Annotated in this window: 33 protein-coding genes and 3 tRNA genes; 22 read left to right on the top strand and 14 right to left on the bottom strand. The window is 61.1% G+C overall.

The features are described 5' to 3' along the window. Window positions 1-351: 351 nt before the first annotated feature. The 4 genes from NKJ18_RS31010 to NKJ18_RS31025 all read left to right on the top strand — a co-directional run bounded on the left by NKJ18_RS31010 (window position 352) and on the right by NKJ18_RS31025 (window position 3,159). Window positions 352-768, top strand: coding sequence for a hypothetical protein (locus NKJ18_RS31010; protein WP_352761336.1), 417 nt, complete (start codon window positions 352-354; stop codon window positions 766-768). Beyond that, window positions 761-1,156, top strand: a complete 396-nt coding sequence (locus NKJ18_RS31015) for a hypothetical protein (RefSeq protein WP_352761338.1) — start codon at window positions 761-763, stop codon at window positions 1,154-1,156. Before NKJ18_RS31010 ends, NKJ18_RS31015 begins: the two co-directional genes overlap by 8 nt. Continuing rightward, on the top strand, window positions 1,153-2,286 hold the full coding sequence (locus NKJ18_RS31020) for a DUF2460 domain-containing protein (RefSeq protein ID WP_352761340.1): 1,134 nt from the start codon (window positions 1,153-1,155) through the stop codon (window positions 2,284-2,286). Before NKJ18_RS31015 ends, NKJ18_RS31020 begins: the two co-directional genes overlap by 4 nt. Before the next feature lie 204 nt (window positions 2,287-2,490). Beyond that, entirely contained in the window at window positions 2,491-3,159 is a 669-nt protein-coding gene (locus NKJ18_RS31025) for a hypothetical protein (protein ID WP_352761341.1), read from the top strand. On the opposite strand, the gene NKJ18_RS31030 is transcribed toward NKJ18_RS31025, so the two are convergent. After that, on the bottom strand, window positions 3,156-3,356 hold the full coding sequence (locus NKJ18_RS31030; protein WP_352761343.1) for a hypothetical protein: 201 nt from the start codon (window positions 3,354-3,356) through the stop codon (window positions 3,156-3,158). The two genes, NKJ18_RS31025 and NKJ18_RS31030, sit on opposite strands and share 4 nt — an antisense overlap. A gap of 1,323 nt (window positions 3,357-4,679) precedes the next feature. Then, a complete protein-coding gene (locus NKJ18_RS31035) occupies window positions 4,680-4,910 on the bottom strand; it encodes a hypothetical protein (protein ID WP_352668686.1) in 231 nt (76 codons plus the stop codon). Window positions 4,911-4,990: 80 nt separating this feature from the next. Between NKJ18_RS31035 and NKJ18_RS31040 the strand changes: the two genes are divergently transcribed. Further along, window positions 4,991-5,203, top strand: coding sequence for a hypothetical protein (locus tag NKJ18_RS31040; protein WP_023746180.1), 213 nt, complete (start codon window positions 4,991-4,993; stop codon window positions 5,201-5,203). 11 nt (window positions 5,204-5,214) lie between these two features. On the opposite strand, the gene NKJ18_RS31045 is transcribed toward NKJ18_RS31040, so the two are convergent. Further along, the gene (locus NKJ18_RS31045; RefSeq protein WP_352668683.1) at window positions 5,215-5,478 is read right to left on the bottom strand and encodes a hypothetical protein; all 264 of its coding nucleotides are present in this window, start codon (window positions 5,476-5,478) and stop codon (window positions 5,215-5,217) included. A 196-nt stretch (window positions 5,479-5,674) separates the two neighbouring features. Between NKJ18_RS31045 and NKJ18_RS31050 the strand changes: the two genes are divergently transcribed. After that, on the top strand, window positions 5,675-5,833 hold the full coding sequence (locus NKJ18_RS31050; RefSeq protein ID WP_352761345.1) for a hypothetical protein: 159 nt from the start codon (window positions 5,675-5,677) through the stop codon (window positions 5,831-5,833). A gap of 103 nt (window positions 5,834-5,936) precedes the next feature. Here the strand turns inward: NKJ18_RS31050 and NKJ18_RS31055 are convergent, their stop codons facing one another. After that, a complete protein-coding gene (locus NKJ18_RS31055; protein WP_352761347.1) occupies window positions 5,937-6,470 on the bottom strand; it encodes a J domain-containing protein in 534 nt (177 codons plus the stop codon). A gap of 376 nt (window positions 6,471-6,846) precedes the next feature. Between NKJ18_RS31055 and NKJ18_RS31060 the strand changes: the two genes are divergently transcribed. From NKJ18_RS31060 to NKJ18_RS31070, 3 genes are all read left to right on the top strand, one after another. After that, a complete protein-coding gene (locus NKJ18_RS31060; protein ID WP_352761349.1) occupies window positions 6,847-7,674 on the top strand; it encodes an ATP-dependent DNA ligase in 828 nt (275 codons plus the stop codon). Between the two features lie 18 nt (window positions 7,675-7,692). Next, window positions 7,693-7,923 carry a DUF768 domain-containing protein gene (locus NKJ18_RS31065; protein WP_352761350.1) on the top strand — a complete coding sequence of 77 codons (231 nt, stop codon included), beginning with the start codon at window positions 7,693-7,695 and terminating at the stop codon, window positions 7,921-7,923. 153 nt (window positions 7,924-8,076) lie between these two features. Further along, entirely contained in the window at window positions 8,077-8,451 is a 375-nt protein-coding gene (locus tag NKJ18_RS31070) for a hypothetical protein (protein WP_352761352.1), read from the top strand. 273 nt (window positions 8,452-8,724) lie between these two features. Here NKJ18_RS31070 and NKJ18_RS31075 read toward each other — a convergent pair whose 3' ends face one another. From NKJ18_RS31075 to NKJ18_RS31085, 3 genes are read right to left on the bottom strand one after another with little or no spacing between them, the layout of a single operon-like run. After that, window positions 8,725-8,871, bottom strand: a complete 147-nt coding sequence (locus NKJ18_RS31075) for a hypothetical protein (RefSeq protein WP_352761354.1) — start codon at window positions 8,869-8,871, stop codon at window positions 8,725-8,727. Then, window positions 8,862-9,068 (bottom strand): hypothetical protein, encoded by a 207-nt coding sequence (locus NKJ18_RS31080; RefSeq protein ID WP_352761357.1) that lies wholly within the window; start codon window positions 9,066-9,068, stop codon window positions 8,862-8,864. The genes NKJ18_RS31075 and NKJ18_RS31080 overlap by 10 nt, the downstream gene beginning before the upstream one ends. After that, entirely contained in the window at window positions 9,069-9,365 is a 297-nt protein-coding gene (locus tag NKJ18_RS31085; protein ID WP_352761358.1) for a hypothetical protein, read from the bottom strand. A 440-nt stretch (window positions 9,366-9,805) separates the two neighbouring features. Between NKJ18_RS31085 and NKJ18_RS31090 the strand changes: the two genes are divergently transcribed. Together NKJ18_RS31090 and NKJ18_RS31095 are read left to right on the top strand one after the other, a co-directional pair. Then, entirely contained in the window at window positions 9,806-10,132 is a 327-nt protein-coding gene (locus NKJ18_RS31090; RefSeq protein ID WP_352761359.1) for a hypothetical protein, read from the top strand. Continuing rightward, window positions 10,129-10,521, top strand: a complete 393-nt coding sequence (locus NKJ18_RS31095) for a hypothetical protein (protein WP_352761361.1) — start codon at window positions 10,129-10,131, stop codon at window positions 10,519-10,521. The genes NKJ18_RS31090 and NKJ18_RS31095 overlap by 4 nt, the downstream gene beginning before the upstream one ends. A gap of 153 nt (window positions 10,522-10,674) precedes the next feature. Here the strand turns inward: NKJ18_RS31095 and NKJ18_RS31100 are convergent. Then, window positions 10,675-10,750 (bottom strand) — tRNA-Thr (locus NKJ18_RS31100). A gap of 158 nt (window positions 10,751-10,908) precedes the next feature. On the opposite strand from NKJ18_RS31100, the gene NKJ18_RS31105 reads away from it, so the two are divergent. From NKJ18_RS31105 to NKJ18_RS31115, 3 genes are all read left to right on the top strand, one after another. Next, complete coding sequence (locus NKJ18_RS31105) at window positions 10,909-11,076, top strand: hypothetical protein (protein ID WP_023710564.1); 168 nt, start codon at window positions 10,909-10,911, stop codon at window positions 11,074-11,076. Window positions 11,077-11,267: 191 nt separating this feature from the next. Further along, window positions 11,268-11,474, top strand: a complete 207-nt coding sequence (locus NKJ18_RS31110; RefSeq protein ID WP_352761363.1) for a hypothetical protein — start codon at window positions 11,268-11,270, stop codon at window positions 11,472-11,474. A gap of 202 nt (window positions 11,475-11,676) precedes the next feature. Beyond that, complete coding sequence (locus NKJ18_RS31115) at window positions 11,677-11,982, top strand: BA14K family protein (RefSeq protein WP_023738913.1); 306 nt, start codon at window positions 11,677-11,679, stop codon at window positions 11,980-11,982. 76 nt (window positions 11,983-12,058) lie between these two features. On the opposite strand, the gene NKJ18_RS31120 is transcribed toward NKJ18_RS31115, so the two are convergent. Both NKJ18_RS31120 and bhcR read right to left on the bottom strand, forming a co-directional pair. Continuing rightward, entirely contained in the window at window positions 12,059-12,421 is a 363-nt protein-coding gene (locus NKJ18_RS31120; protein ID WP_245263552.1) for a hypothetical protein, read from the bottom strand. A 47-nt stretch (window positions 12,422-12,468) separates the two neighbouring features. Continuing rightward, window positions 12,469-13,287 carry an HTH-type transcriptional regulator BhcR gene (bhcR, locus tag NKJ18_RS31125; RefSeq protein WP_023681470.1) on the bottom strand — a complete coding sequence of 273 codons (819 nt, stop codon included), beginning with the start codon at window positions 13,285-13,287 and terminating at the stop codon, window positions 12,469-12,471. Between the two features lie 204 nt (window positions 13,288-13,491). Here bhcR and gcl point away from each other — a divergent pair, with 204 nt between their 5' ends. The 3 genes from gcl (at window position 13,492) to NKJ18_RS31140 (ending at window position 17,341) form a co-directional block, all read left to right on the top strand. Continuing rightward, complete coding sequence (gene gcl, locus NKJ18_RS31130) at window positions 13,492-15,273, top strand: glyoxylate carboligase (protein WP_352761365.1); 1,782 nt, start codon at window positions 13,492-13,494, stop codon at window positions 15,271-15,273. 168 nt (window positions 15,274-15,441) lie between these two features. Beyond that, entirely contained in the window at window positions 15,442-16,239 is a 798-nt protein-coding gene (gene hyi / locus NKJ18_RS31135; RefSeq protein ID WP_352761367.1) for a hydroxypyruvate isomerase, read from the top strand. Between the two features lie 214 nt (window positions 16,240-16,453). Beyond that, on the top strand, window positions 16,454-17,341 hold the full coding sequence (locus tag NKJ18_RS31140) for a 2-hydroxy-3-oxopropionate reductase (RefSeq protein ID WP_023715772.1): 888 nt from the start codon (window positions 16,454-16,456) through the stop codon (window positions 17,339-17,341). A gap of 43 nt (window positions 17,342-17,384) precedes the next feature. On the opposite strand, the gene rlmB is transcribed toward NKJ18_RS31140, so the two are convergent. Then, window positions 17,385-18,236, bottom strand: coding sequence for a 23S rRNA (guanosine(2251)-2'-O)-methyltransferase RlmB (gene rlmB, locus NKJ18_RS31145; RefSeq protein ID WP_023681467.1), 852 nt, complete (start codon window positions 18,234-18,236; stop codon window positions 17,385-17,387). A 210-nt stretch (window positions 18,237-18,446) separates the two neighbouring features. Here rlmB and NKJ18_RS31150 point away from each other — a divergent pair. Continuing rightward, window positions 18,447-18,531: transfer RNA gene (locus NKJ18_RS31150), tRNA-Tyr, on the top strand. A gap of 28 nt (window positions 18,532-18,559) precedes the next feature. After that, window positions 18,560-18,633 (top strand) — tRNA-Gly (locus tag NKJ18_RS31155). A 16-nt stretch (window positions 18,634-18,649) separates the two neighbouring features. Here the strand turns inward: NKJ18_RS31155 and NKJ18_RS31160 are convergent. Next, window positions 18,650-19,039: a VOC family protein gene (locus NKJ18_RS31160; RefSeq protein ID WP_023688409.1), complete on the bottom strand. Its 390-nt coding sequence runs from the start codon at window positions 19,037-19,039 to the stop codon at window positions 18,650-18,652. 98 nt (window positions 19,040-19,137) lie between these two features. Here NKJ18_RS31160 and NKJ18_RS31165 point away from each other — a divergent pair, with 98 nt between their 5' ends. Next, window positions 19,138-20,025, top strand: coding sequence for a helix-turn-helix transcriptional regulator (locus tag NKJ18_RS31165; RefSeq protein WP_023688410.1), 888 nt, complete (start codon window positions 19,138-19,140; stop codon window positions 20,023-20,025). Here NKJ18_RS31165 and NKJ18_RS31170 read toward each other — a convergent pair. Further along, a complete protein-coding gene (locus NKJ18_RS31170) occupies window positions 20,022-20,498 on the bottom strand; it encodes a YidB family protein (RefSeq protein ID WP_023667447.1) in 477 nt (158 codons plus the stop codon). The two genes, NKJ18_RS31165 and NKJ18_RS31170, sit on opposite strands and share 4 nt — an antisense overlap. 130 nt (window positions 20,499-20,628) lie before the next feature. On the opposite strand from NKJ18_RS31170, the gene NKJ18_RS31175 reads away from it, so the two are divergent. Then, window positions 20,629-20,886: a GlsB/YeaQ/YmgE family stress response membrane protein gene (locus tag NKJ18_RS31175; protein ID WP_023688411.1), complete on the top strand. Its 258-nt coding sequence runs from the start codon at window positions 20,629-20,631 to the stop codon at window positions 20,884-20,886. A gap of 65 nt (window positions 20,887-20,951) precedes the next feature. Here the strand turns inward: NKJ18_RS31175 and NKJ18_RS31180 are convergent, their stop codons facing one another. Next, the gene (locus NKJ18_RS31180; protein ID WP_023681464.1) at window positions 20,952-21,839 is read right to left on the bottom strand and encodes a DMT family transporter; all 888 of its coding nucleotides are present in this window, start codon (window positions 21,837-21,839) and stop codon (window positions 20,952-20,954) included. Window positions 21,840-22,151: 312 nt separating this feature from the next. On the opposite strand from NKJ18_RS31180, the gene tuf reads away from it, so the two are divergent. Further along, window positions 22,152-23,050, top strand: an 899-nt coding sequence (gene tuf, locus NKJ18_RS31185; RefSeq protein ID WP_352761369.1) for an elongation factor Tu, incomplete at its 3' end; no start/stop codon positions are given.

Genomic DNA, 23,050 nt, shown 5'->3' on the forward strand with positions numbered 1-23,050 from the left:
GTGGACCCGCCATGACACTTAGGAACGTGACAGTGCCGTTCACCCGCGAACAGATTGAGGCAATCGTCCGCAACGCCGTCGCAGCATTCTATCGCTCGTTTCAGCGCAGGCCGACTGAGAGGGAGCAGGCGCTGCTCTCCAGTGCGCTAACACGACACATCCTCGCCCCTAACGCGCCGTCAGACAGGGTGCACTGATGATGACCGCACGCACCCCCGGGGGGCCGAAAAGGCGCTTTTCAAATCAATTCCTGCGACCGCTCCCGAAGCATCACACGCAATAACGTCCTGAATTTTTGTTGAAGGTTGAACCATTCTAATGGGTGCAAGAGGTAGGAAATCCACCGCAGAAATGTCGATCTCATCCAAGGTCGACGGCAAGATCATGCTGCCGGCAGAGGGCATGAGCCAGGCCGAGACCGACGTCTGGCTGGACGTTCTCCGGTGCCTTCCTTTGGATTTCATTGCCAGAGAGTCGGCAGAATTGCTTGCCGGCTACTGTCGGCACGCTGTCTCAACGCGCGATCTCTCGACAATGATAGCCCGCTTCAATCCGAAGTGGCTGAAGGTCGATGGCGGGATAGATCGCTACGAAAAGCTTCTCAAGATGCGGGCTGTTGAAAGCCGGGCGATGCTCGCCTGCGCGCGGAGCCTTCGCCTAACCTCTCAAAGCAGGGTTGACCCGAAAACCGCCGGCCGCGCTCGCCGCAACGGGATGCTGCCCAGCTACTACGACCTCGATCAGAAAGACGAGTTCTTTGATGATTGAAAGACCGGGCTTTCAGCGCACGCCGAACCTTCCCCCCAGAGGCTTTCTGAAGCCAGGTGAGAAAGCTGATGGTTCGCACCTCGATGCTACCGATCGGGAAGCTCTGGAGCGCTGTGTCGAGATTGCGTGCCGGGACCAGCGCGCGGGCCGCGCCGAACAGATCCGGTGGAAGATCGACAACAATGATGGGGGTTGGCTTGAGGCGGCGATCTTCGCGAGCTTCTGTTGCCAGGTGAACGCTTTGCGTCTGAAACCGTGGGAATCCCCGCCGGTCCATGGTCGTGAAGAAGATCCAAAGTCGTGGCGCCTTCTTCAGCGGATGCTGAAGGCGGGCATTTCGCAGTTCGAGCCCGACCCGGCAGCAGCGCTGATGAGGGCAAAGCAATGACAGATACCGTCGCCATCAACAACAAGTTCGCCCTCGACATGACAATGGGGCCGGTCTTTCAGACCACCGTCATTCCTTTGATGGGCGGCTATGAAGATCGTAACCAGGATTGGACAGTCGCGCTCTGGCGCTACGATGTGAAGCTGAACAATCGTCCGCTATCCGAGATCCGCGCGTTCATCGGCCATGTTCTCGGCCGCCGGGGAGCAGCAAATGCGTTCCCGCTTCGCGATCCGCTCGACAACACATTGACCGACGAAAATATCGGGACCGGAAACGGCACCACCAAGGTGTTCAGGATTTACAAGACCTATCCGGACGCCGACCGGCCATATCGGCGCCCGCTCGCGGTCGTTCAAAACCTCGTCGTCAAGGTGGATGGCGTCGCCCAAGACGAGGGAACCGACTATCAGCAAGAGAGCGGCTACATTGGCTTTGTCAGCGCCCCAACCGCCGGGCAGGCGATCACCGTAACCTGTGACTGGCTGGTCCGCGTTCGCTACCAGGCCGATTATAACCCGATCTCACTGCCCATCGGTCCCGATACCGGAACGCCCTTTGCTTCGGCGGGACCGTTCACATTGATGGAAGTTTCGGGGCCGGCACCCGCCTTCGCTGTGCCGCCGCCAGATCCATGGATTACAGTTGCCCAAGCAGAACTGGATGCCGATAGCCCAGGATGGGGTGGCTATACGATACGCCAGGTGATCGGCGGGATCGCGCTCACCCCAAATAGCGGCTCGCAATGCCGTGTCACGTTCGATGCTAGCTCCATGGGCGACCTGACAATAGGCGAAGCATGGATCGGAAAGCAGGCCTCCAGCGGCGATGCCTACGACTTTGTCTCGCCGGTCCAGTTGATGTTCAGCGGAAACCCCGGCGTGACGATCGCACAGGGGTCGCAACTGGTTTCAGACGCCGCGTCATTTCCACTGGGCGGCGTTGATCTCGAAGCTGTTGTGATCGCCATATATTTCACCGGCAGTTCGGCAACGCGCGAGGTCAGCAGCACTACGGGCTGGTCTTCTTATTTCAAGATCGGCAACGGTGCCGGAACCGAAAACGCCTCTGCCTACGGTCCATGGAGCGCATCCGCAATTTGCGTCAGCAAGGTCGATCGGGCCGCCTAATGCCCGTCCCTCTCATCGGCCATTTCCCACGCATAGAGGCAGTCACGATCGCGCAGCGCAGGTTCGACCTGACCACATGGGACGGCGTCCGCGCATGGCTGCAGGTCGAAGCCCCGCAAGAATTTCATCTGAACAAACAGGACGAGCAAAAGTGCTCCGAATCCTGATGCCAACTAGCCATCGCAACCAGAGGAGGGCGTCCAAGTGACGTTTCCATTTCCAATGATGATAGTCAATTCTTTCGTATTTACCCCGCCCGCCACAGGCCCAATCGTCACCTTTTGCGGCGTGCAGGATTCCGGGACGTCCTTCAGTATCGGAACAGCCACGGCCGACCGGGTGGTCATCGCCCTTTCTGCAGCCGTCCGAGGGGCTTCGACGCCGCGCACCCTGTCGAGCCTGGTGTTTGATGGAGCGGCCGGAACGACCCCGACGACAACAGGAGTCGGCGCCGGATCTAGCAGCGTGACCGTTGGCATGTCCGGCAAACTCATCACGACCGGGACGACGTGCACGCCGACTGCCACCTATAGCGGCGGCGTCGTGTCGAGCAAGGTCGCCTTGTTCACGATCACCGGGCAAGGCACGAACACCCCTGGCGACACCAAGGCGTGGAAGACCGGCGATGCCGCCGCCACGATCAACGTTGCTGCGGCCGGCTGCGTTCTGATGGTGGCGGCTGGCACAGACGGATCGCTCGGCGCCTTCACCCTGACTGGCGCAAACGTTAATGACGACAATTCCTACGGCGGGTTGGCAACCATGCAGGCCGCCTTCGGCTCTGTCACCAATCTCTCGGCGGATGCTGCCAGGGCGCTTGCTGCAACGAACTCGAACACCGTGAAGGCGTTCGTCGCGCTCACCTATAGCTAGCGGTCAACGCTGACTATCCAAGGACAGCCTGTCACGGCATAGCTGGGCGTGGTCAACGTCCCGGTTCCGGTGAAATAGCCGCACAGATACCCGTCTGCGGACTTCTCCTGATAAAGCAGGACGCCGCTCGACGTCGCTACCAGAGCGCCAACGGAAAGAACGATCACGATGATCAGGCCGGCGGCGACTGCTTTCATCGCCTTGCCTTCCGCTAACGAGCTTAGGCGGGCTGAAGCTGCTGGCCGACTGATTTCTCGCGCAGCCTCAACACCAACAGACGCGTAGCTGCGAACGGTGCCATGACGATAAACGTGGTGGCGATGCTTGCGAGGACCGACAAAACGCAGATCGAGCTTTGGGCGTAGCAAACGGATTCCATGACGTACCCCTTCCTGCCTAGAAGTTCCCGATAAGGCGATTGCATGATGAGCCTGCTTCGGGAGGAATACAAGAACGCGCTAATAAACGATGTCGAGATGAGGTGGAGCGCCTTAACCGGCGATCGCCATTCCAAAGCCAACACCTAGGCCGATTGCGAGGCCTAGGAACAGCTTGGCGGCAAAGTCTAGGGCGAAGGCGCGGACAGGGCGCCACGCGTCCTGGCGGGGCTCTCTCAGGGCTTGGGAGAGATCGTCAAAGATCGTTTCCATCGGTCGAGTCTAGATCGAAGCGCCGAATCTGTGAATCCCCTGTTTGTTCCGCCAAAGTCTAACGATCAGGGAAGCGCAATGGAAAGCACGTGCAGTAACGGTTGATTCAACCATTGCTGGTAAATTGTGGAATGTGGGTGGCGGCTCCGACAGTTCGGGGTGGAACTCGATGCCAGAGCCGCCTGCGCAGCCAAGGTTGGGGTTTGACCGCGCCGTCCTATTCTGGGACAGCGCGGTCAACGATTCGTTAAAACGCGCCGGAACTAATTAAGCACGCGCTAATTGACTCGCGGTCGCGGGAGTCAGTGCATGCGTGAAGTTCATTCCTCCGATGATGAAGCCGACTTTGGCGGGACAAGCCTCCCGAGCGTCACGTACCGGCCGCCGTCTTCGTCTTCCCTCTTCCTAGAGATCGGCCATTCGTTGGGCGAGTGGGTTGTTCGCATCATAGGCAGGAACGGTGAAACGTATTCCCGAGCATTCGAAAATGAGGCAGATGCCGTCGCTTTCGCTGGCGATCAGTCTTCTCGTCTAGGATTGGAAGCTCCCCCGAAGCGAGCAACTTGCCGCCCTTCGCTGAACATCAAAAGCGCGAATCTGTGAATCCCCTGGAACATCGTCGCCTCGAAACACTTCGGGCAGTCGCACTGTTCCCATATCAGTGTCTCCCAAAACTGCCCACTACCTCAGCGGTTGGTGGGCTTTTTTGTACATTAGCGGAACCTGAAATTTGGGGGCTTGTTGATAGAACGGCAGCGAGTGGGTGATCGCTGCTGGTCGAGGTCCCGCAAGACTCGGCCGGGCTCGCATCACCTGCCCGGTCGGTGCGAGCCCACCGTCGCGCCGAAGCGAACTTCCCTGTGTCGGTCTCTATTTGATACTTGGGGACGGTGGTTTCACCATCACGCGCAGTTGCATCTGGTCGATTGTTGCGACGATGGCAGCAGCCAGCGCTTCCGCCTCATCCATGAGCCCCGGCCCATAGAGACCATTCACAGCTTCCTCGCTGGGCAGCACGCCGGGCGGGCAGTGGTCCTCGATTGTGCGCCGGATGAGCGTCAACGCTGCCCGGCATTCAGCGGCTTCGATCTTCATAACCATTGAAACATTCACTTTAGCTAAAATGTTCCGGAACCGATTTCAGGTTCGCGGCTTGAGACTGTGAGGGAAGAACACCAGTCATGCCCATCAGACGAAAAGCCGTGGATGCCGGGATTTTTAAGCCTGCCGAATTGGCCTTGCTAGGGCGCGTTTTCGAGCAGCTTAAACTGGTCGACGACCAATCACCTGATGGGCAGGGCCGGTTGGCTTCTCGGATCATTGCCAACTACATGGCCGGGATAAAAGATGAGGCCGAACTTCTCTCGCTTTCGAAGCAGCCGTTAGGGCGGTAAGGTCGGGAAAGCTAGAGCTTCACCAGCCGCACAACATCAAGCGCGACCGTCACCACCGGGCCACCCAGGCTGACCGTTACGGCGTCCTTCTCGACCCGTGTGACGCTGCCTATCAGTTCGATGGTCCGACCTTTGACCACCTTCGTGGTGGTATCCCGAACGGAATGCGGAAATCCGTAAGTCGGTATTGACACGCTGATCCTGTCGTCAGTGACGCGTCGAATAATGGTGGCGTCGATCGCCACCTCATCGCCGATCTTGAGACCACTAGACATGCACTGGAGTCTGGTGCGGCCATCTCAGGGGTCAAGTAGCGGAACCTAACACGCGCCTTTGAACTTTATCGGAATCAACGGCGAGCTTGTCTCCTAAATGCTTGTGGAGGTGATCCGGCGGCGAGAGGTGCGCGAGGCTGGGCATTAGCCCGGAGGCTTCTCCCGGGGCTGAGCCGGTCCTGTTCCGTTCCATTTGATGAACTGCGCCTTCTGGCCGGTGATGGTCAAAGACCCCGACGACCCTTCGGCTGGTGAAAAACCAATCAGCCTGGAGATCGTCGACGTCGATGGTGGGTTTGCCAACAACAGCCTTGTCGACAAAGCATGCCGCAACGAGGCACAGCTCTACCGCTAAGGTGTTAGGTCTAGAGCCCGGGCAGCGCGGCAATCGGGAACCGGAGCCACATGACGCGCGAGGCTCCCCTGGAGCATTGCGGAATCTTGGGCAGATACCTTCTCTAGTCTCTATTCAGGAGCCGAATGCTGGTATCGCGACGCAGTTCGGAATCGGCGCGATCGACGCCTTCAACCGTGATCGCGATTGTCCCGTTCTCAATTCTTGCGATCCACCCCTTTGCCTTCATGTACCAGAGATGAAACTCCAGATGCTCTGGTGGACAGCCTAACAACCGTTCGATTTCGACGTCGCCAATGCCCGGATTGCCGACATCCTGGCGGCGCTTCACATAGAGCAGCGAAAGCAGTTTGGCCTGGACCAAAGCGTCCTTCTCGACCCCTTTGGGGTCGCTTGCCTCCTCGACCAATTTAAGCCGCTCACCGGCATGCTCTCGATAGGAGATATCGTACTGGGCGCGCTTAACGGGATCCTTCAAGACGTTGTGTGCTTCTACTATTTCGCTGAAGCGGGCTTCGTTTCCAGTTTGCTGATTGTCGGGATGATAGCGCATCGCAAAGTAGCGGAATATTCGCTCAAGTGTCTCCGAGTTGGCGTTTGGGCTGATCTCCAAGAGTTCGTAGTAATCGACGAACAATGCGCTGCTCCCTCAAACATCGCTCGACAGCCGCGCGGGGGCCGACCGCCTACATGGCGATGCAGTGCCCTCACTCGTCGAGTTCATATACGGACAATACATTGCGCCCGGGGTCAAGATGAGCGGGAGCTAATGGACGTCAGCCAAGGCGGCTCCCGCGCGGGGTGCAATGAAAATGGCCGGCGCCGAAGTGGGAGATTGCCTGCCCGGCATTCGTCGGCTTCGATCTTCATAGCCATTGAAACATGCAATTCGCCTCAAATGTTCCGGAACTATTTAAGCGAATGCTAATTGAATCCCGTCGCTGGAGTGTGTGTGCATGCGTAGAAGTCCCAGCCCTGGGAGGCTGAAATTCGTCCCGCCGCAATTGCCGCGCTTGGTCGAGACGCCGCCCGAAAGCGATGATTGGATCCATGAAATCAAGTACGACGGGTACCGGACGCAGGTCATCATCGACTGGGACGGCGCGCGGGCCTATACGAAGACCGGGATTGACTGGACGTCGCGCTATTGGCCGATCGTGACGGCCGCTGAGGCGCTTGGTGCACGGTCGGCAATCATTGATGGCGAGGTCATTGCACCGACACCAAACGGCGCCCCGGATTTCCGTGCGCTGCGGTCGGCAATGGCCTGGAATGCCGAACGGCTGGCATCCGTAGCCTTTGACCTCCTGCACCTCAACGGTGAAGACCTTAGGGCGCTGCCGATCGTTGAGCGGCGGGCGATGCTTTGGGATCTGGTCAAGCCGGCAGACGGTATGATCCAATTCAGCGAGCATGTTGACGGCGGCGGCGCTGCATTCTTCCAAGGCGTTGAGAAGCTGGGCCTCGAAGGCATGGTGTCGAAGCGCCGCCGTGCGCCCTACAGGAGCGGCGAGTCCGACGCCTGGCTGAAAATCAAATGCTACGAATTCAGCGAGCTCGACCTGCTCGGCGTCAAACGTGAGCCGGGCAAGCCCGCCATGGCCTTGATGGGGCAAGGCGGCAAGTATGCAGGGTCGGCGTTCATCACGTTGCCGAACGATGTCCGCGAACGGCTTTGGAAAAGGGTGCAGGCCGCGCGAGAGGCGCCGGAAGGTGTTCCGAAGGCGATGACCGGTGTCGAGTGGCTGAAGCCCGGTATCAAGGCGAGGGTCAAGCATCTGCGGGGCGAGGCAAAACTGCGACATGCATCAGTGAAGGGCATTGTCGATGAAGGAACCTAAGACCAGGGTCGAAGCTTTATGAACTCGATGAGCACTCGCGGAATCAATTTCCTCGACAAATGGGTGGCAGACCATCTGCCCGACGCCATAACCGACGATCCTGTCGCCATCAGTGATCTGGCCGATGAAGTGATGAAAGCCGCCGACAGTGCGGGCATCGGCGTCGATGAGATCACTGAGGAAGTGGGCAGCGTGTTCGAGGTTATCCTCGACGCGATGCAACACCGGGATGCCGGCTTGGCGGACTGACCGACGCCGCGCATCGCCGGGGGTAGATTGGCGCTAGGTTCAAAGCCTTGGCGGTACGGAACTGAGCTACGTGGTTTGGTAGCCGTTTTTAAGTGGCCCGGCACCGTAGCGGGGCTCCGCCAAGAACGCGACAACGTAGGTTCTATCGGAGCCATGCCAGCAGATCGCCTTACCGTCCGCTTCGCCTATCAAATCGGCTTTCAGGTCCTCGACGGAAGCGCGATCCTCCAGACGTTTGAGAAACAGGACGAGGCGTTCAAGTTCGTGCTCGGCCGAGGTGCTCGCGTTTGGCTGGCATGGTCGCGGACCGTCATAGGAGGGCAGACGGCGCCCTGCGATTTCGCCGCAGCGTTCCAGCAGGAAAAGGTCGGACGCATCATGAAGAGGATGCACGGCCCAGCCGCAGGCACTTGGTTCTGGACGTGCCATGACGGCGGCGCGCACGGAACAGTCGAAACGAAGGATGAGGCTGTTGCTGGAGTCGAGCGGGCATTCACGCGGCGGATTGCCGGGGCGGATCTACGCTAACCGGCCAGTGCCATTCCAAAGCCAAAGCCAAAGGCGAGCCGGCGGTGCAGTCAAGATGAGCGGGTGCTAATAAAAGGCCGATTTAACTCACTGAACGGTCTGCTGATCGGTCTACCCACCAAGCGAACGCTTGGATGCCGCCGATGCACGCGACTATTCCCAGCACAAAGCCCGCAGAAAACAACAACATTCGATCCCCCCATAGCTTCGCCCCCGCAAGGGCGTGCTTGAACTGTTATACGAATAAGCGCAAGCGGGCATTCAGGTTCTACCTCACAGGAAGCAGTAGGCTACGACGCCAAGCGCAGCCATCAGGAGGCACGCGGCCATACCGACCATGTCCCGCTGCCGGTAGCGCCAGACCGCGCTGGCGAGCATCAGGAGGGCGATGGCGGCTATGTAGAGCGGGACTAGGGCCACCAGCCCAACGCCGCGCCGAACGGGTATATTCCAGCGAGGAGCGCACCGACAGCGGCAATGGTCGCGAGAAACGTCTGAAACCAATCGAGCGTCAGTCTCCGTTCGAGAACGACGCCCTTCCCCTTCCAATAGAGCCGGCCGTCGACGTCATCGACTTCAAGCAAATTGATCTGGTCACCGCTGATCGGCTTGCGCATTCAGTTGACGGTCCGCTCGATCGTAACTTTCTTGCCGCGCGACAACATCACCAGCAATCCCAGGATGATGTCGCCGAATACCCAAATCCAGAGCAAGACACCAACGGCAATAGTACCTCCGATCGCAGTCCCCACATGTGAGGCGGCATCGGCGGTTGCCTGGTATTGTTCGCTTGCACCTTTTATCCCTGCAAACATCCACAGTCCCATCAGAGCGTTGAAGCCTAGGAACATCCACCAAAAAATCATGCCGAAGAAACCGCGCTTGCGTTTCTCGATGCGCTCTATGTGCGGCATAGTAAATCCCCCTTGTTTATTTTCCCCGGCCAACAATTGCGCAAACGCGGCGCGCGCGCAAGCGGGCCTCCCCCGAAGGGAGCGGCTTGACGAAGGGGGCAAATCAGCAAACTGTGTCAGCGGGCTTGAACACCCTGACCGCGATAAGCAGGCAACCATTCGATTGGCGTCGAAGGTGCTGCTGAGGCGCTTAGGAGCCTTGGCGGGCTTCCTAAAGTGCCATCGGACACGCCTTAGCGGGCGTTCCAACTCGGCTTTTATGGCCGGGGGCGAACGCTATGTCCAGTGGGGGCGACCCCTAAAATCGTTCGGCCTGTCTCGCGGCAGGTGTTCAACCCCCGGCTTTCGGTCCGTCACCGAAGAGGGCTTAAAGTGCAGCAAATTGCGACACTTTCGCCGCCGGCCTTGAACAGCCGGTTCGAACCGCGGGGACTTTCAACATGACATCACAGGCAACAACCATCGACCGGCGGGGCTTGCTCGTCGGACTGGCATCACTTCCGGCCATAGCGGGCGCCGTAGCGCTGGCGCCGCCCGCAGCCATCCCGTCCGATCTGATGGAGAAGATCAAGGCGTGGCAGGCAGCGCAGGCCGCCCTGAGCGCGGCACACGATGCCTACAGCACAAGCCTCCGGGCAAAGCCTATCGATAAACCAGAATGCAACCGCCTTTTCCAAGCGTTGCTTGATACCAGCGAAGCGAGCCGGTGGCACCGCGATGAAATGATGACGGCGCTCACCTTCCTCGATCAGGAGCGCGTGTCATGACCGCCCTGGTTAGGACGCTACGCCCCTACGGCATGCCCAAGGGAACGGACCCGCGCGTTTGGAGGCAGTCAGTCGAGAGGCGCTTGAACGATCTACTCGACCGCGCCTTGTCGCTGGTGACGGCTCTGGATCTGATGGAAGCCGATTTTTGCGATGATGAGGAAACCGGGGACGATGAGCCGTCTCTGGGATGGGCGCATAATGGCGGGCAGTCATTCCTGTCCGGAACCGCTCCGAACCTGCCGGCCGGCGACACATGCGATCTAGAGCTAGACAACGCCGACGACGAGGAAGGCGGCGACGCTGAGGGCTACTGTCCGGAAGATTACGGCGAGACGATCATGTGGGGCGAGGATCTGAAATCGCAGGAAGTGCTGGCGTCCATCTAACGTGGGTTCTTGGTCAAAGTGAACAAAAATAGAGTTTCCAGACTGGCCCGATGCCTCACGGTGTCGGGCTTTTTTGTTACCCTATTTGTTACCCAGAGCGGATTTGTCAGCGGGATGACGCTAAGGGAATGTTCTCTAAGGCGTTGATTTTGCTGGTGCCCCCGGACGGAATCGAACCGCCGACCTTCGGTTTACAAAACCGCTGCTCTACCAGCTGAGCTACAAGGGCACGGCGCTCCGGTTAGCATATTTCGTGCGCCAGTAAAGACAAAACTCCGTTTTCGATCGCTAATGGACCCCGCCGAGGTGGGCGGGCCGCCATGCTGAAAACCGCCAATGCGATCCCTACATATCTCTCAGGTGCAAACGCATCGAACGGGGTGTCGCATGATCAGACTTGTCATCATCCTGCCGCTTGTCGTCATCGCCTGGTTTCTCGTGGTGAAGCTCATCAAGGATGTGAAGAGCGCCAAGATCGACTGGACCGGCGTCGCCACCATCATCGGCTTCATCGTGCTGGCCTTCTGGCTGCGGCACGTTACGGGCATGGGGTGACGGGAGCGAATAGCGAATAGGGAGTAGCGAATAGGGAGTAGCGAATAGGGAAGTCTTAACTCCCGAAAGCCATTTCGCTACTCGCTACTCGCTACTCGCTACTCGCTGAAACCTTCGAACCTTTCGCCGCACCGCGACGACTGATCTCCAGAGGCGAATGGTCGCCTCGACCAGGGATTCAGGAGATCATCATGTTGAAGCGCAGTCTTACTTCGGGCCTGGTCGCCATCTTCGTCGCCACCGGCGCGCTCGCCGGTACCGTGCAGTCGTCCTCCGCTCACAGCCATCATCACCATCACAAGCACCACGACAAGCCCTGGTGGTGGTGGAACCATCAACACAAGCACCATCACCACAAGCATCATCATCACCACGGCAAGGTGATCATCTTCCTTTGAGCGAGACGACCTGCCTCGCGGAAGGGCGGCTTCGGCCGCCCTTTTTTGCGTTGAGCGCTCGATCGATCAGATCTTGGTTTCCATAGGCTGATTTCCGGCCTTCAAGAAAATCCCAAATTCTTTCGAACCTTTTTCCGCGCCGAAACGACAGATGATCAAGAGGCGGATGGATCGCCTCTCGCAACGAAACAAGGAGATCGTCATGTTCACGCGCAAAATCGCTTCTGCCCTCATCGCCAGCACCGTCGCCGCCACCTCGCTGGTCGGCACCGTCCAGCCGTCGGCCGCCCACAGCCATCACCACAACCGCGAAATCGGCATCGGCATCGCCGCCGGCGTCGGCGGGTTCGTGCTCGGCAGCCTGCTCAACCAGCCTCGCACCGTCTATGTCGACGACGAGGGTGGCTCCTGGCACGTCCGCCGCTGCGCCAACCGCTACGCCAGTTACGATCCGTACTCCGACACCTATGTCGGCTATGACGGCTACCGCCACTATTGCCGCCTTTAGGAGGAGGCACCCCCACACGGAAAGGAGGGGCTGTACGCAGCCCCTCCTTCCTGATTTGAGCGCGCCGCGGTGCGGGCTACGGTTCGGAGATCGGCAATCCCGCTGCACGGCAGATGCGGGCAACACTCGCATTCTGCGATTGATCGCCCATGGCGATGAGTTCGAAGCTGCTTCCTTCATCCGGATAGATCTTGGCGGCGAACGGTTGGTCTGTTGTATGACCACCGGACGACGTCTTTGCAGCGACATGGCCGCAGACCAGGATTTCGCGGCGGCCGTCCAGCGTTCGCTCGCCGGCACGCATCTGCCCGAATCTGGCGGATACAGGATCCTGCAAATGCTGGCGAATGCCGATCGTGATTGTCTCCTCCAAAGCGAGCGAGATCGGAATCTCGCTGACTTGCTGGGAGACAGGGGCGGGTTCGGGCGCCGTCGCCACGCATCCGCACAGTGAAGCGGCGAGCAAAAGCTGAAGCGTTCTCCGCATTATAATCGGAACCCGCCGATCATCCTCGTCACCTCAGCGGCGGCGTCGCGCACCAGCGGCCCGATCTCGTCCAGCCGCTCCATCGTCACCCGCACCGTCGGTCCGGAGACCGAGACACCGCCGATCGGCTCGCCGAACTCGTTGAAAATGGCGGCGGCCACGCAGCGCATGCCGGGATGCCGCTCCTCGTCGTCGACCGACCAGCCGCGGTGCTTGATGACAGCCAGGTCATGGGCCAGCGCCGAAATGTCGGACAGCGTCTTGTCGGTGAAGCGCTGCAGGCCCGACTTGCGCAGGATGGCGGCGACGCGTTCCGGCTCGAGCTGCGCCAGCACCGCCTTGCCGATGCCCGAGGCATGGAAGGAGCTGCGCGTGCCCGGGCGGAAGAAGGCGCGGATCGCCTGATGGGTCTCGACCTGGCTGACGAAAACGACGCAATCGTCCTCGGCGACGCCGAGATTGGCGGTTTCACCGGTCTTCTCCATCAATTCCTGCATGACCACGCGGGCCCGGTCGACAAGCTTGCGGCGGCGCAGGAAGGCGGCACCCATGCGGTAGGTCTCGACGCCGATCGACCACAGCTGGTCCGATGTATCGAACTCGACCATGCCGTGGTTCTGCAGCGTCGTCAGCATGCGGTAGGCGGTGGACGCCGCGAGCTCGCTACGCGCCGAAATCTCGCTCAGCGACAGGCCACTGCCTTCAGCGACGATGGCCAGGATGCGCAAGGCCCGGTCCAGCGACTGTACAGAACCGGCCTCGGACGGACCGTTGAAAGCGCGCGGCCGGCCGCGCTGGCGTTTTTCGCTGGTTTCCATGGCGGCATTGTCGCCGGTTTCGCCGAAATCGCAATGAAAAACTTTTTCATCGATTTTGATGGCCGGATTTATGGAAAACGAAAAAGCCAGGGGAATCAGTGTATAGAAGCGGTTTTCTCGGAATGAAAAATTATTCTGAAAAAATTGAAAAATGAAAACGACACTGGCATTGTCAACCAACCAACAATCTTGAGGAGGCTGGACATGGCCAGGATGCGCGCTGTCGATGCAGCGGTTCTCGTTCTCGAAAAGGAAGGCGTTTCCTGCGGCTTCGGCGTGCCGGGCGCGGCGATCAATCCGTTCTATTCGGCGCTGAAGGCGAGGGGCTCGATCCGCCACATCCTGGCGCGCCATGTCGAGGCGGCCTCGCATATGGCCGAAGGCTACACGAGAGCCACATCAGGCAATATCGGGCTGTGCATCGGCACGTCGGGCCCGGCCGGCACCGACATGGTCACCGGGCTCTATTCGGCGGCGGCGGACTCCATCCCGATCCTGTGCATCACTGGTCAGGCGCCGCGGGCACGGCTCAACAAGGAGGATTTCCAGGCGGTCGATATCGCCGCCATAGCCGCACCCGTCGCCAAATGGGCGGTCACGGTCATGGAGCCCTATCTCGTGCCGATGGCGCTGCAGAAGGCGTTTCACCTGATGCGCTCGTCGCGGCCTGGTCCGGTGCTGATCGACCTGCCGGTCGATGTGCAACTGGCCGAGATCGAATTCGATATCGATGCCTACGAGCCGCTTGTCCCGTTCAAGCCGGCAATGTCGCGCGCCCAGGCCGAAAAGGCCTTGGCGATGCTCAATGCCGCGGAAAAGCCGCTGATCGTCGCCGGCGGCGGCATCATCAACGCCGATGCGTCGGATCTGTTGATCGAATTCGCCGAGATAACGGGCGTGCCGGTCATCCCGACGCTAATGGGCTGGGGCGCGATCCCCGACGATCACCGGCTGATGGCCGGCATGTGCGGGCTGCAGACCTCGCACCGCTACGGCAATGCGACCATGCTGGAAGCCGACTTCGTCTTCGGCATCGGCAACCGCTGGGCCAACCGTCACACCGGTTCGGTCGACGTCTATACCAAGGGCAAGAAATTCATTCATGTCGATATCGAGCCGACGCAGATCGGCCGCGTCTTCGCGCCGGATCTCGGCGTCGTCTCGGATGCCGGCGCGGCGCTGAAGATGCTGCTCGACGTCGCCACAGAGTGGAAGACGGCTGGAAAGCTGCGCGACTGGTCGGGCTGGGCGAAGGAATGCCAAGCCCGCAAGAAGGCGATGAAGCGCAAGACGCATTTCGAGCAGGTGCCGCTGAAGCCGCAGCGCGTCTATGAGGAGATGAACAAGGCGTTCGGCCGTGACACCACCTACGTCACCACGATCGGCCTCTCGCAGATCGCCGGGGCGCAGTTCCTGCATGTCTACAAGCCGCGCAACTGGATCAATTGCGGCCAGGCCGGCCCGCTCGGCTGGACGCTGCCGGCAGCGCTTGGCGTGCGCGCCGCCGATCCGGATCGCACCATCGTGGCGCTGTCGGGCGACTACGACTTCCAGTTCATGATCGAGGAACTGGCGGCCGGCGCACAGCACAAACTGCCGTATATCCATGTCGTCGTGAACAATGCCTATCTCGGCCTGATCCGCCAGGCGCAGCGCGGTTTTGCGATGGATTTCGAGGTGAGCCTGGCCTTCGAGAACGTCAACCGCGCCAACGATCCGGAGGCCGGCTACGGCGTCGACCATGTCGCGGTCGCAGAAGCGATGGGCTGCAAGGCGGTCCGGGTGCGCAAACCGGAAGAGTTCGCCGGCGCGTTCAAGGAAGCGCAGCGGCTGATGAAGGAATACCAGGTGCCGGTGGTGCTCGAATTCATCCTCGAGCGCGTCACCAACATTTCCATGGGCACGGAAATCGACAAGATCACCGAATTCGAGGAACTTGCCGAAAGCCATGAGGATGCGCCGACGGCGATTATGTTGCTCGATTAGGCGCGCCGATATTCAGGTGAGGCAGGCCTGCAAACGGCGCCTTCCTGCGCTTCCGGTGCTCACGTACAGAAAGTACGTTCCGCTCCGGTTCTCGAAAGTCACCGTTTTCGACTCTGCCTGACCTGAATCTCAACACGCCTAGGGCCAAGCAGAAGAAGGAGAAAAAGAATGCCGCGTTTTTCAGCCAATCTGTCGATGCTCTTTGGCGAGCACGACTTTCTCGACCGTTTCGATGCCGCCGCCCGCGCCGGCCTCAAGGGCGTCGAATATATCGGCCCCTATGATCATACGCCTGACGTGGTCGCGGCCCGGCTGAAGAAGAACGGCCTGACACAGGTGCTGTTTAACCTCCCGGCCGGCGACTGGGGCAAGGGCGAGCGCGGCATCGCGGTTTTGCCCGACCGCGCGCCGGAATTCCGGCAAGGCATCGCCAAGGCGATCAGCTATGCCCATGCGCTCGGCTGCGAGCAGGTCAATTGCCTCGCCGGCATCGCGCCGCAGGGCGTGGATCGTTCGGTGCTGGAAAATACTTTAGCCGAGAACCTCGCGTTTGCAGCCGAGAAACTGGAGCAGGCCGGCATCCGGCTTTTGATCGAGCCGATCAACACGCGCGACATACCGGGTTTTTTCCTGAACTATTCGGAGCAGGCGCTGGCGCTGATCGAGCGCGTCGGTTCGAAGAACCTGTTCCTGCAATACGACATCTATCACATGCAGATCATGGAGGGGGATCTCGCCCGTACCATCGAGGCCAACCTCGGCCGCATCGCGCATATCCAGCTTGCGGACAATCCCGGCCGTCACGAGCCGGGGACGGGCGAGATCAATTATCCCTTCCTCTACGAGCATATCGACAGGATCGGCTATTCCGGCTGGGTCGGAGCGGAATACAAACCGAAGGCGGGGACGGAGGCTGGGCTGGGGTGGTTTCGGGAGCTTAACGGGCAGGGGAGTGCCGCGGCTTAGCTGTTACGATTGAAGTCGCGTTCCTTCGCGCCCCCCTCTGGCCTGCCGGCCATCTCCCCCACAGGTGGGGAGATCGGACGTCATCCCGGCTTTCGCTCCCCAACATTGCAGGGTGAGCGAGGCGCCGAAACTGCCAATCTCCCCACAAGTGGGGGAGATGGCCGGCAGGCCAGAGGGGGCGCGAAGGAACTCAGCCTCAACAAAGGAGAAAACAATGGAAACCATCGGCTTCATCGGCCTTGGCATCATGGGCGCGCCGATGGCGGGGCATCTCCTGGATGCCGGCTACGCCGTCATTGCCAGCGACCACCGCTCGAAGCCGCCGGCCGATCTCGTCGCCAAGGGCTTGAGAAGCATCACCGGCCACGCGGCAGTGGCGAAGGCCGCGGATATCATCATCACCATGGTTCCCGACACCCCGCAGGTAGCCGAGGTGCTGTTCGGCGAGAACGGTGTCGCTTCCGGCCTGAGCAAGGGCAAGCTGGTCATCGACATGAGCTCGATCTCGCCGATCGAGACCAAGGTTTTCGCCAAGAAAATCAACGATCTCGGCTGCGACTATCTTGACGCGCCGGTGTCGGGCGGCGAGGTCGGCGCAAAGGCGGCGTCCCTGACCATCATGGTCGGCGGCGAGGACAAGGCGTTCGAGCGCGCCAAGCCCGTGTTCGAAAAGATGGGCAAGAACGTCACGCTTGTCGGCCCGAACGGCGTCGGCCAGACCACCAAGGTTGCCAACCAGATCGTCGTAGCCCTGACCATCGAGGCGGTCGCCGAGGCGCTGGTCTTTGCCGCAAAAGCCGGCGCCGACCCCGCCAAGGTCCGGCAGGCGCTGATGGGCGGGCTGGCGGCATCGCGCATCCTCGAGGTGCATGGCGAGCGCATGATAAAGCGCACCTTCGCGCCGGGCTTCCGCATCGAACTGCACCAGAAGGATCTCAGCCTGGCGCTGGAAGGCGCCAAGGCGCTCGGCGTCTCATTGCCCAACACCTCGACGACGCAGCAGCTGTTCAACTCGTGCGCGGCGAATGGCGGGGCGAAAGAGGATCATTCGGCGCTGGTGCGGGCGCTGGAGCGGATGGCGGGGCATGAAGTGGGTGAATAGTGAACGGTGACGGTAAGAACGCTTTCCATTCAGCATTCACTATTCACTTTCCAAGGAACTTCCGTGCCGCATAAAGGCTCACCGCCGCGGCGTTCGACACGTTGAGCGAGCGGATGGCGCCGGGCATGTCGAGGCGGGCGAGTGTCGTCACCGTCTCGCGCGTCTTCTGGCGCAGGCCCTTGCCTTCGGCGCCGAGCACCAGGGCTATCTTTTCGCCTGAAAAACTCGTTTCGAGTTCGGCCGGCCCGTCCGAATCGAGGCCGATGGTCTGGAAGCCGGCTTCGTGCAGCTGTTCCAGCGCGTCGGCGAGGTTCTTCACCTCGACCTGGTCGATATGTTCCAGCGCGCCGGAGGCGGATTTGGCCAGCACGCCGGATTCCTGCGGGCTGTGGCGGGCCGTGGTGATCAGCGCACCGGCGCCGAAGGCGACCGCCGAGCGCAGGATGGCGCCGACATTGTGCGGGTCGGTGACCTGGTCGAGCACCAGCACCAGTTTGGTATCGCCGAGCGCGTCAAGGCGCTTGGGCTTCAGCGGCTCGGCCTCGATCAGCACGCCCTGGTGGACGGCGTCCGAACCGGTGATCTTGTCGATGTCCTTCGGCTCGACCAGTTCGGCCTTGAACGGCAAAGCGGCGAGGTCGGCGATCGCCAGCCGCTCGGCGGCATTGCGCGTCACCAACATCTTTCTGATCCGCCGGCGCGGATTGTCGAGCGCGGCGCGCACCGTGTGCAGGCCATAAAGCCGCACCAGCCCGTCGGCGGCGTTCTCGCCCGGCGGCACCGGCTGGCGCGGCCGGAAGGCAGGCGCGCCGCCGGCCTTCTCGTCGCGATGAGCGCGACGCAGCTTGGCGTAGTGGGTGTCTTTGGCGGTCTTGGACGTGTTGTCATTGCTCATGGCCGGCTTCTATAGCCGCGTCGCCGGGCCATGGATACAGGCAGAAAGCCGGCTTGCCGGGTGAGCTGTCAAAATCAGCGCATTTTGCCTTGCGGTGCGGTTGACACCCACTGGCCTTGCCGCCATAAGGCGCTTCGCTGATTTCGGACAAAACCCTGGTTTCGACCTGATCGGCGAGAATGCCTCGTTGCAAGGCTTCGACGGCAGGCTGGAGAGGTGCCCGAGTGGTTAAAGGGGACGGACTGTAAATCCGTTAGCTTAGCTTACGTTGGTTCGAATCCAACCCTCTCCACCACTGCCAGCCCGCGAACCTTGAGGACGATGCGGGTATAGCTCAGTGGTAGAGCAGCAGCCTTCCAAGCTGAATATGCGGGTTCGATTCCCGCTACCCGCTCCAAACTCCCCACTCCGCATCAGATCTCAGCGAATATCTCGACAACGTTGCCGTCCGGATCGCGGAAGAACACTGTCCTGTGGCCCCATTCCTGGTCGGTGAGCGGCAGGACCGGCTGCACGCCCTTGGCCTGAAGCGCCTCGGCGCAAGCAGCGACCATCTCCGGCGCCACCCGGAATGCCAGCTGAAGCGACAGCGCATCCCGCTGCTGCGGCGTGTCGTTGAACATCATGCCGAGGCTGGTCAAGGCCAGCGTGTTCGGGCCGACCCGATATTCGATCCACCTGTCGCCGAGTTCGCGCTGCAGATCAAATTCCATCACATCCCCGTAGAAGTGCCGCATGGCGGCCATGTCGCGGGCGAAGATGACGGTGTAGTCGATCTGACGGATTTCATTGAGCGCATTCATTGTCGAAGTCCCGTGGGCTGATGTTCGATCGCCCGCAACCTAGCTTTCCTTTAAAGTAGTACAAGACTATAGCTTATACTGGTATCGGAGGTGACTGCATGCCATACGACGGCCCACGGCACGATGAGCTTGCCCGCTTCCTGCGCGAGCGGCGGGACCGCTTGCCGCGGATCGATGGCGCCAATGGCCGCCGCCGGGCGCCGGGCCTCAGGCGCGAAGAGGTCGCCGCCGAGGCGGGGATCAGCACCACCTGGTACACCTGGCTCGAGCAGGGACGGGAGGTGAACGCGTCGCCGCAGGTGCTTCGCTCGCTGGCGCGGGTGCTGAGACTGAGCCGGTCGGAGCAGGCCTATCTCTTCCAATTGGCGCGGCCCGATCTCGATTGGCGAAACCGGCTCGGCGCGCAAGGCCTGCCCAGCGCGCCGTTGCTCAGCCTGCTCGACGGGCTGGCGCCGCACCCGGCATATGTCGTCAATCGCTACTGGCAGGTCGTCGCCTGTAACCATCCGGCGGCGGTGCTGCTTGGGGATTTCGAGACGGATGATGAGTGGTCCGGCAGCCTGCTCGCCCGGCTGTTTCTCGACCTGGAATGGCGGCAGCGCTTTGTCGACTGGCCGGAGGTTTCGCGCTCGGCGGCGGCGCAGTTCCGGCTTGCCACTGTCGCCATGACTCGCGATCCGGTGCTGGCTGCGCTGGTTTCGTCACTGGAAGCGGCAAGCGAAGCGTTCGCCACGTGCTGGAACAGCCGCGACATCGCCGAGCCACCGATCTGGCGGAAATCCATCCGGCACCCTGTCGCCGGCGCGATGTCCTTCGATTTCGCCACGCTGCAGCCGGGCGGCCGCGACAGTGATTTCTCGGTTTCCGTCTACACGCCGGTCGATGCGTCGACTGCCAGGCGGTTCGCCGCGCTGGTCGGAGCAACGCCCGACAGCCGCAAGGCGGTGCCGGGCGTGTTTGCGCGTGATGCAGGCGCAGAAGTCTAGCTGTTGAAAGCGGACGCGACCTGGTGTTGCTGCGGCACCTGTCCGTTCGGCGTCAGTCTGTCGACAATGCCGGGCAGGGCTGTGGACAATTGCTTGAGCAACTCCTGCTCGTCCAGTCCGGTCCTTTGCGCGATCTCTCGAATGACCTGCGGGCCGATCGCCTTGCCCAGATCATTGGCGTTGATCGGCTGGTTCTGCCCGGTGCCGACCCATGAGTCAGCAACATTGCCTTGGCCGGCATTCTTGAGCTTGTCGAGCAGTCCGCCCAGTCCGCCAAGCAGGCCGCCGTCGCCTGAGGCCGTGGTTCCGGTGGGGGCTGGCGTTTGAGGCTGGGCGGGCTCGCCCGTCTCTTCGGCACTCGTCTGTTCGGCGCTTCTGCCGCTCAGCATCTTTCCCACCAGCAGCGCGCCGAGCGCGATCATCAGCGGTTTGGTGATGTTGCCGCCGGGCACGGCGTTGTCAAAAAGTCCCATAGGTCAATCCTCCATAACGACCAAGCCCGTCCCGCCGGCTACAATGGACCATGCGGGCGGAATTTCAAGTTGGCTTGAGCTTTTGACAATCATGTGACCATGATCGGCGGGCGGGGAATGGAGAGGAAAAATGGGCATTATCAGCTGGATCATCCTCGGCGTCATCGCCGGCTTTATCGGCAGCAAGATCGTCAACAAGACCGGCCAGGGCCTGATCATGGATATCGTGCTCGGCATTGTCGGCGCCATCGTCGGAGGGCTGATCTTCAGCGCCTTTGGCGCCACGGGTGTGACCGGCCTCAACATCTGGAGCCTGATCGTCGCCATCATCGGCGCGGTGGTCGTGCTGTGGGCCTATCACCAGTTCTCCGGCAAGCGAACGCTTTAGGCGCCAGTCTGCCGACTGGCCGACCGCAGGTCGGCCAAACCTGCTTCGACGCGTTGACTTGAAGGTCAGGCGACGACGGTCAGCCTGCGCTTGCGTTCATCAAGCGAGACGATGGTCAGCCCGCTCGCGACCACCAGCAGGATGCCGCAGACCGCCAGGGCATTCGGGAACTGGCCGAACACCAGAACGCCTGAGATGACCGCCCAGACGGTGAAGCAGTAGTAGAACGGCGCCACCACGCCGGTCGGACCGACGCGATAGGCCATGAAGATGAAGAAATGGCCGAAGATCAGGAAGAATCCGGCGCCGGCCATGAGCAGCAGGTGCCGGGCTTCCGGCATGACCCAGCGCTCGGAAACGAGATGCGCGGCGCCCGCGCCGATCAGCACCACCACAACGGCGGAAATGGCGACGATCATGCCCGGCACCTCGGCCGCGACCCGCCTGCCGGCAAGATCGCGCGCCGCCGCCAATGCCGCGTTGCCGAGCGCCAGCAACGCATAGACCGAGATGCCCTGCATGGTCGGCTGGGCCACCATAAGCGCACCGATGAAGCCGAGCCCGATCAGCGCCATGCGCACGCCGCCGATCCGTTCGCCGAACAGGATGGAGGAGCCGACCAGCATCAAAAGCGGGGTGATCTGCCCGAGCGCGGTCGAATCGGCGATCTGCATGTTGGCCAGCGCCACGACGTAGCAAAGGATGGCCGCCAGCTCGAGCAGGTTGCGGCGCAGCACGCGTTTGTCGAAGATCAATGGAATCTGCCTGCCATAGCCCAGCAGGAACAGCAGCGGCATGCCCCATAGCGTGGCCGCGACCCCGCGCAGGAACAGCACTTCATAGGACGGCAAGCCCGCGGTCGCGAGTTTCATCATCGTGTCGTTGACGAGGTACGACCCCGTCGAAACGATCATGAACAGCGGGCCGCGTATGGAGGTCGGTATGAATTGCATGGGGCAACCAAATCAGACCGCCGCCGTAGCGGCAATGGGCCAGGCGCCGGCTGCACATCCGGCAGGCAAAGGCCAGGACATGGGCGGGACAGGACATGGGCGGGAATAGCAAACAGGTGCTGGAGCCCGCAGCCCCCATTTCATTTCCGCTCGCGCGTTCCTATATCAGCGCCACATCCCGCAATCGGATCATCGGTTGAGACCGAGTGGACAGCGCACCCGGCCACAAGGCACTTGTGTTTTTCGGCCGTAGTCGCTAATCGCCCCGCATTCGACTGAACTGAAGGTCAAGGCCGTCCAAGGAAAGAGACTATGGCAAAAGGTAAATTCGAGCGTAACAAGCCTCATGTGAACATTGGCACGATTGGCCATGTCGATCATGGCAAGACGTCGCTGACGGCGGCGATCACGAAGTATTTTGGCGAGTACAAGCGCTACGACCAGATCGATGCGGCGCCCGAAGAGAAGGCCCGCGGCATCACGATTTCGACGGCGCACGTCGAATACGAGACGGCAGCGCGCCATTATGCCCATGTCGACTGCCCCGGCCACGCCGACTATGTGAAGAACATGATCACGGGCGCTGCGCAGATGGACGGCGCGATCCTGGTGGTGTCGGCCGCCGACGGCCCGATGCCGCAGACCCGCGAGCACATCCTGCTTGCCCGTCAGGTCGGCGTGCCGTCGATCGTGGTGTTCCTGAACAAGGTCGACCAGGTCGACGATGCCGAGCTGCTCGAACTGGTCGAGCTCGAGGTTCGCGAGCTTCTGTCGAAGAACGAGTTCCCCGGCGACGACATTCCGATCGTCAAGGGTTCGGCGCTGGCTGCTCTGGAAGATTCCAACAAGACCATCGGCGAAGATGCGATCCGCGAGCTGATGGCTGCGGTCGATGCCTATATCCCGACGCCGGTTCGTCCGCTGGACAAGCCGTTCCTCATGCCGATCGAAGACGTGTTCTCGATCTCGGGCCGTGGCACGGTCGTGACCGGCCGCGTCGAGCGCGGCATCGTCAAGGTCGGCGAGGAACTGGAAATCATCGGCATCCGCCCGACGACCAAGACGACCTGCACGGGCGTCGAGATGTTCCGCAAGCTGCTCGATCAGGGCCAGGCCGGCGACAACATCGGCGCGCTGCTGCGCGGCGTTGATCGTGAAGGCGTCGAGCGCGGCCAGGTTCTGGCCAAGCCCGGTACGGTGAAGCCGCACAA

It is taken from the genome of Mesorhizobium sp. M0217 (assembly GCF_040321955.1).
GTDB lineage: Bacteria > Pseudomonadota > Alphaproteobacteria > Rhizobiales > Rhizobiaceae > Mesorhizobium.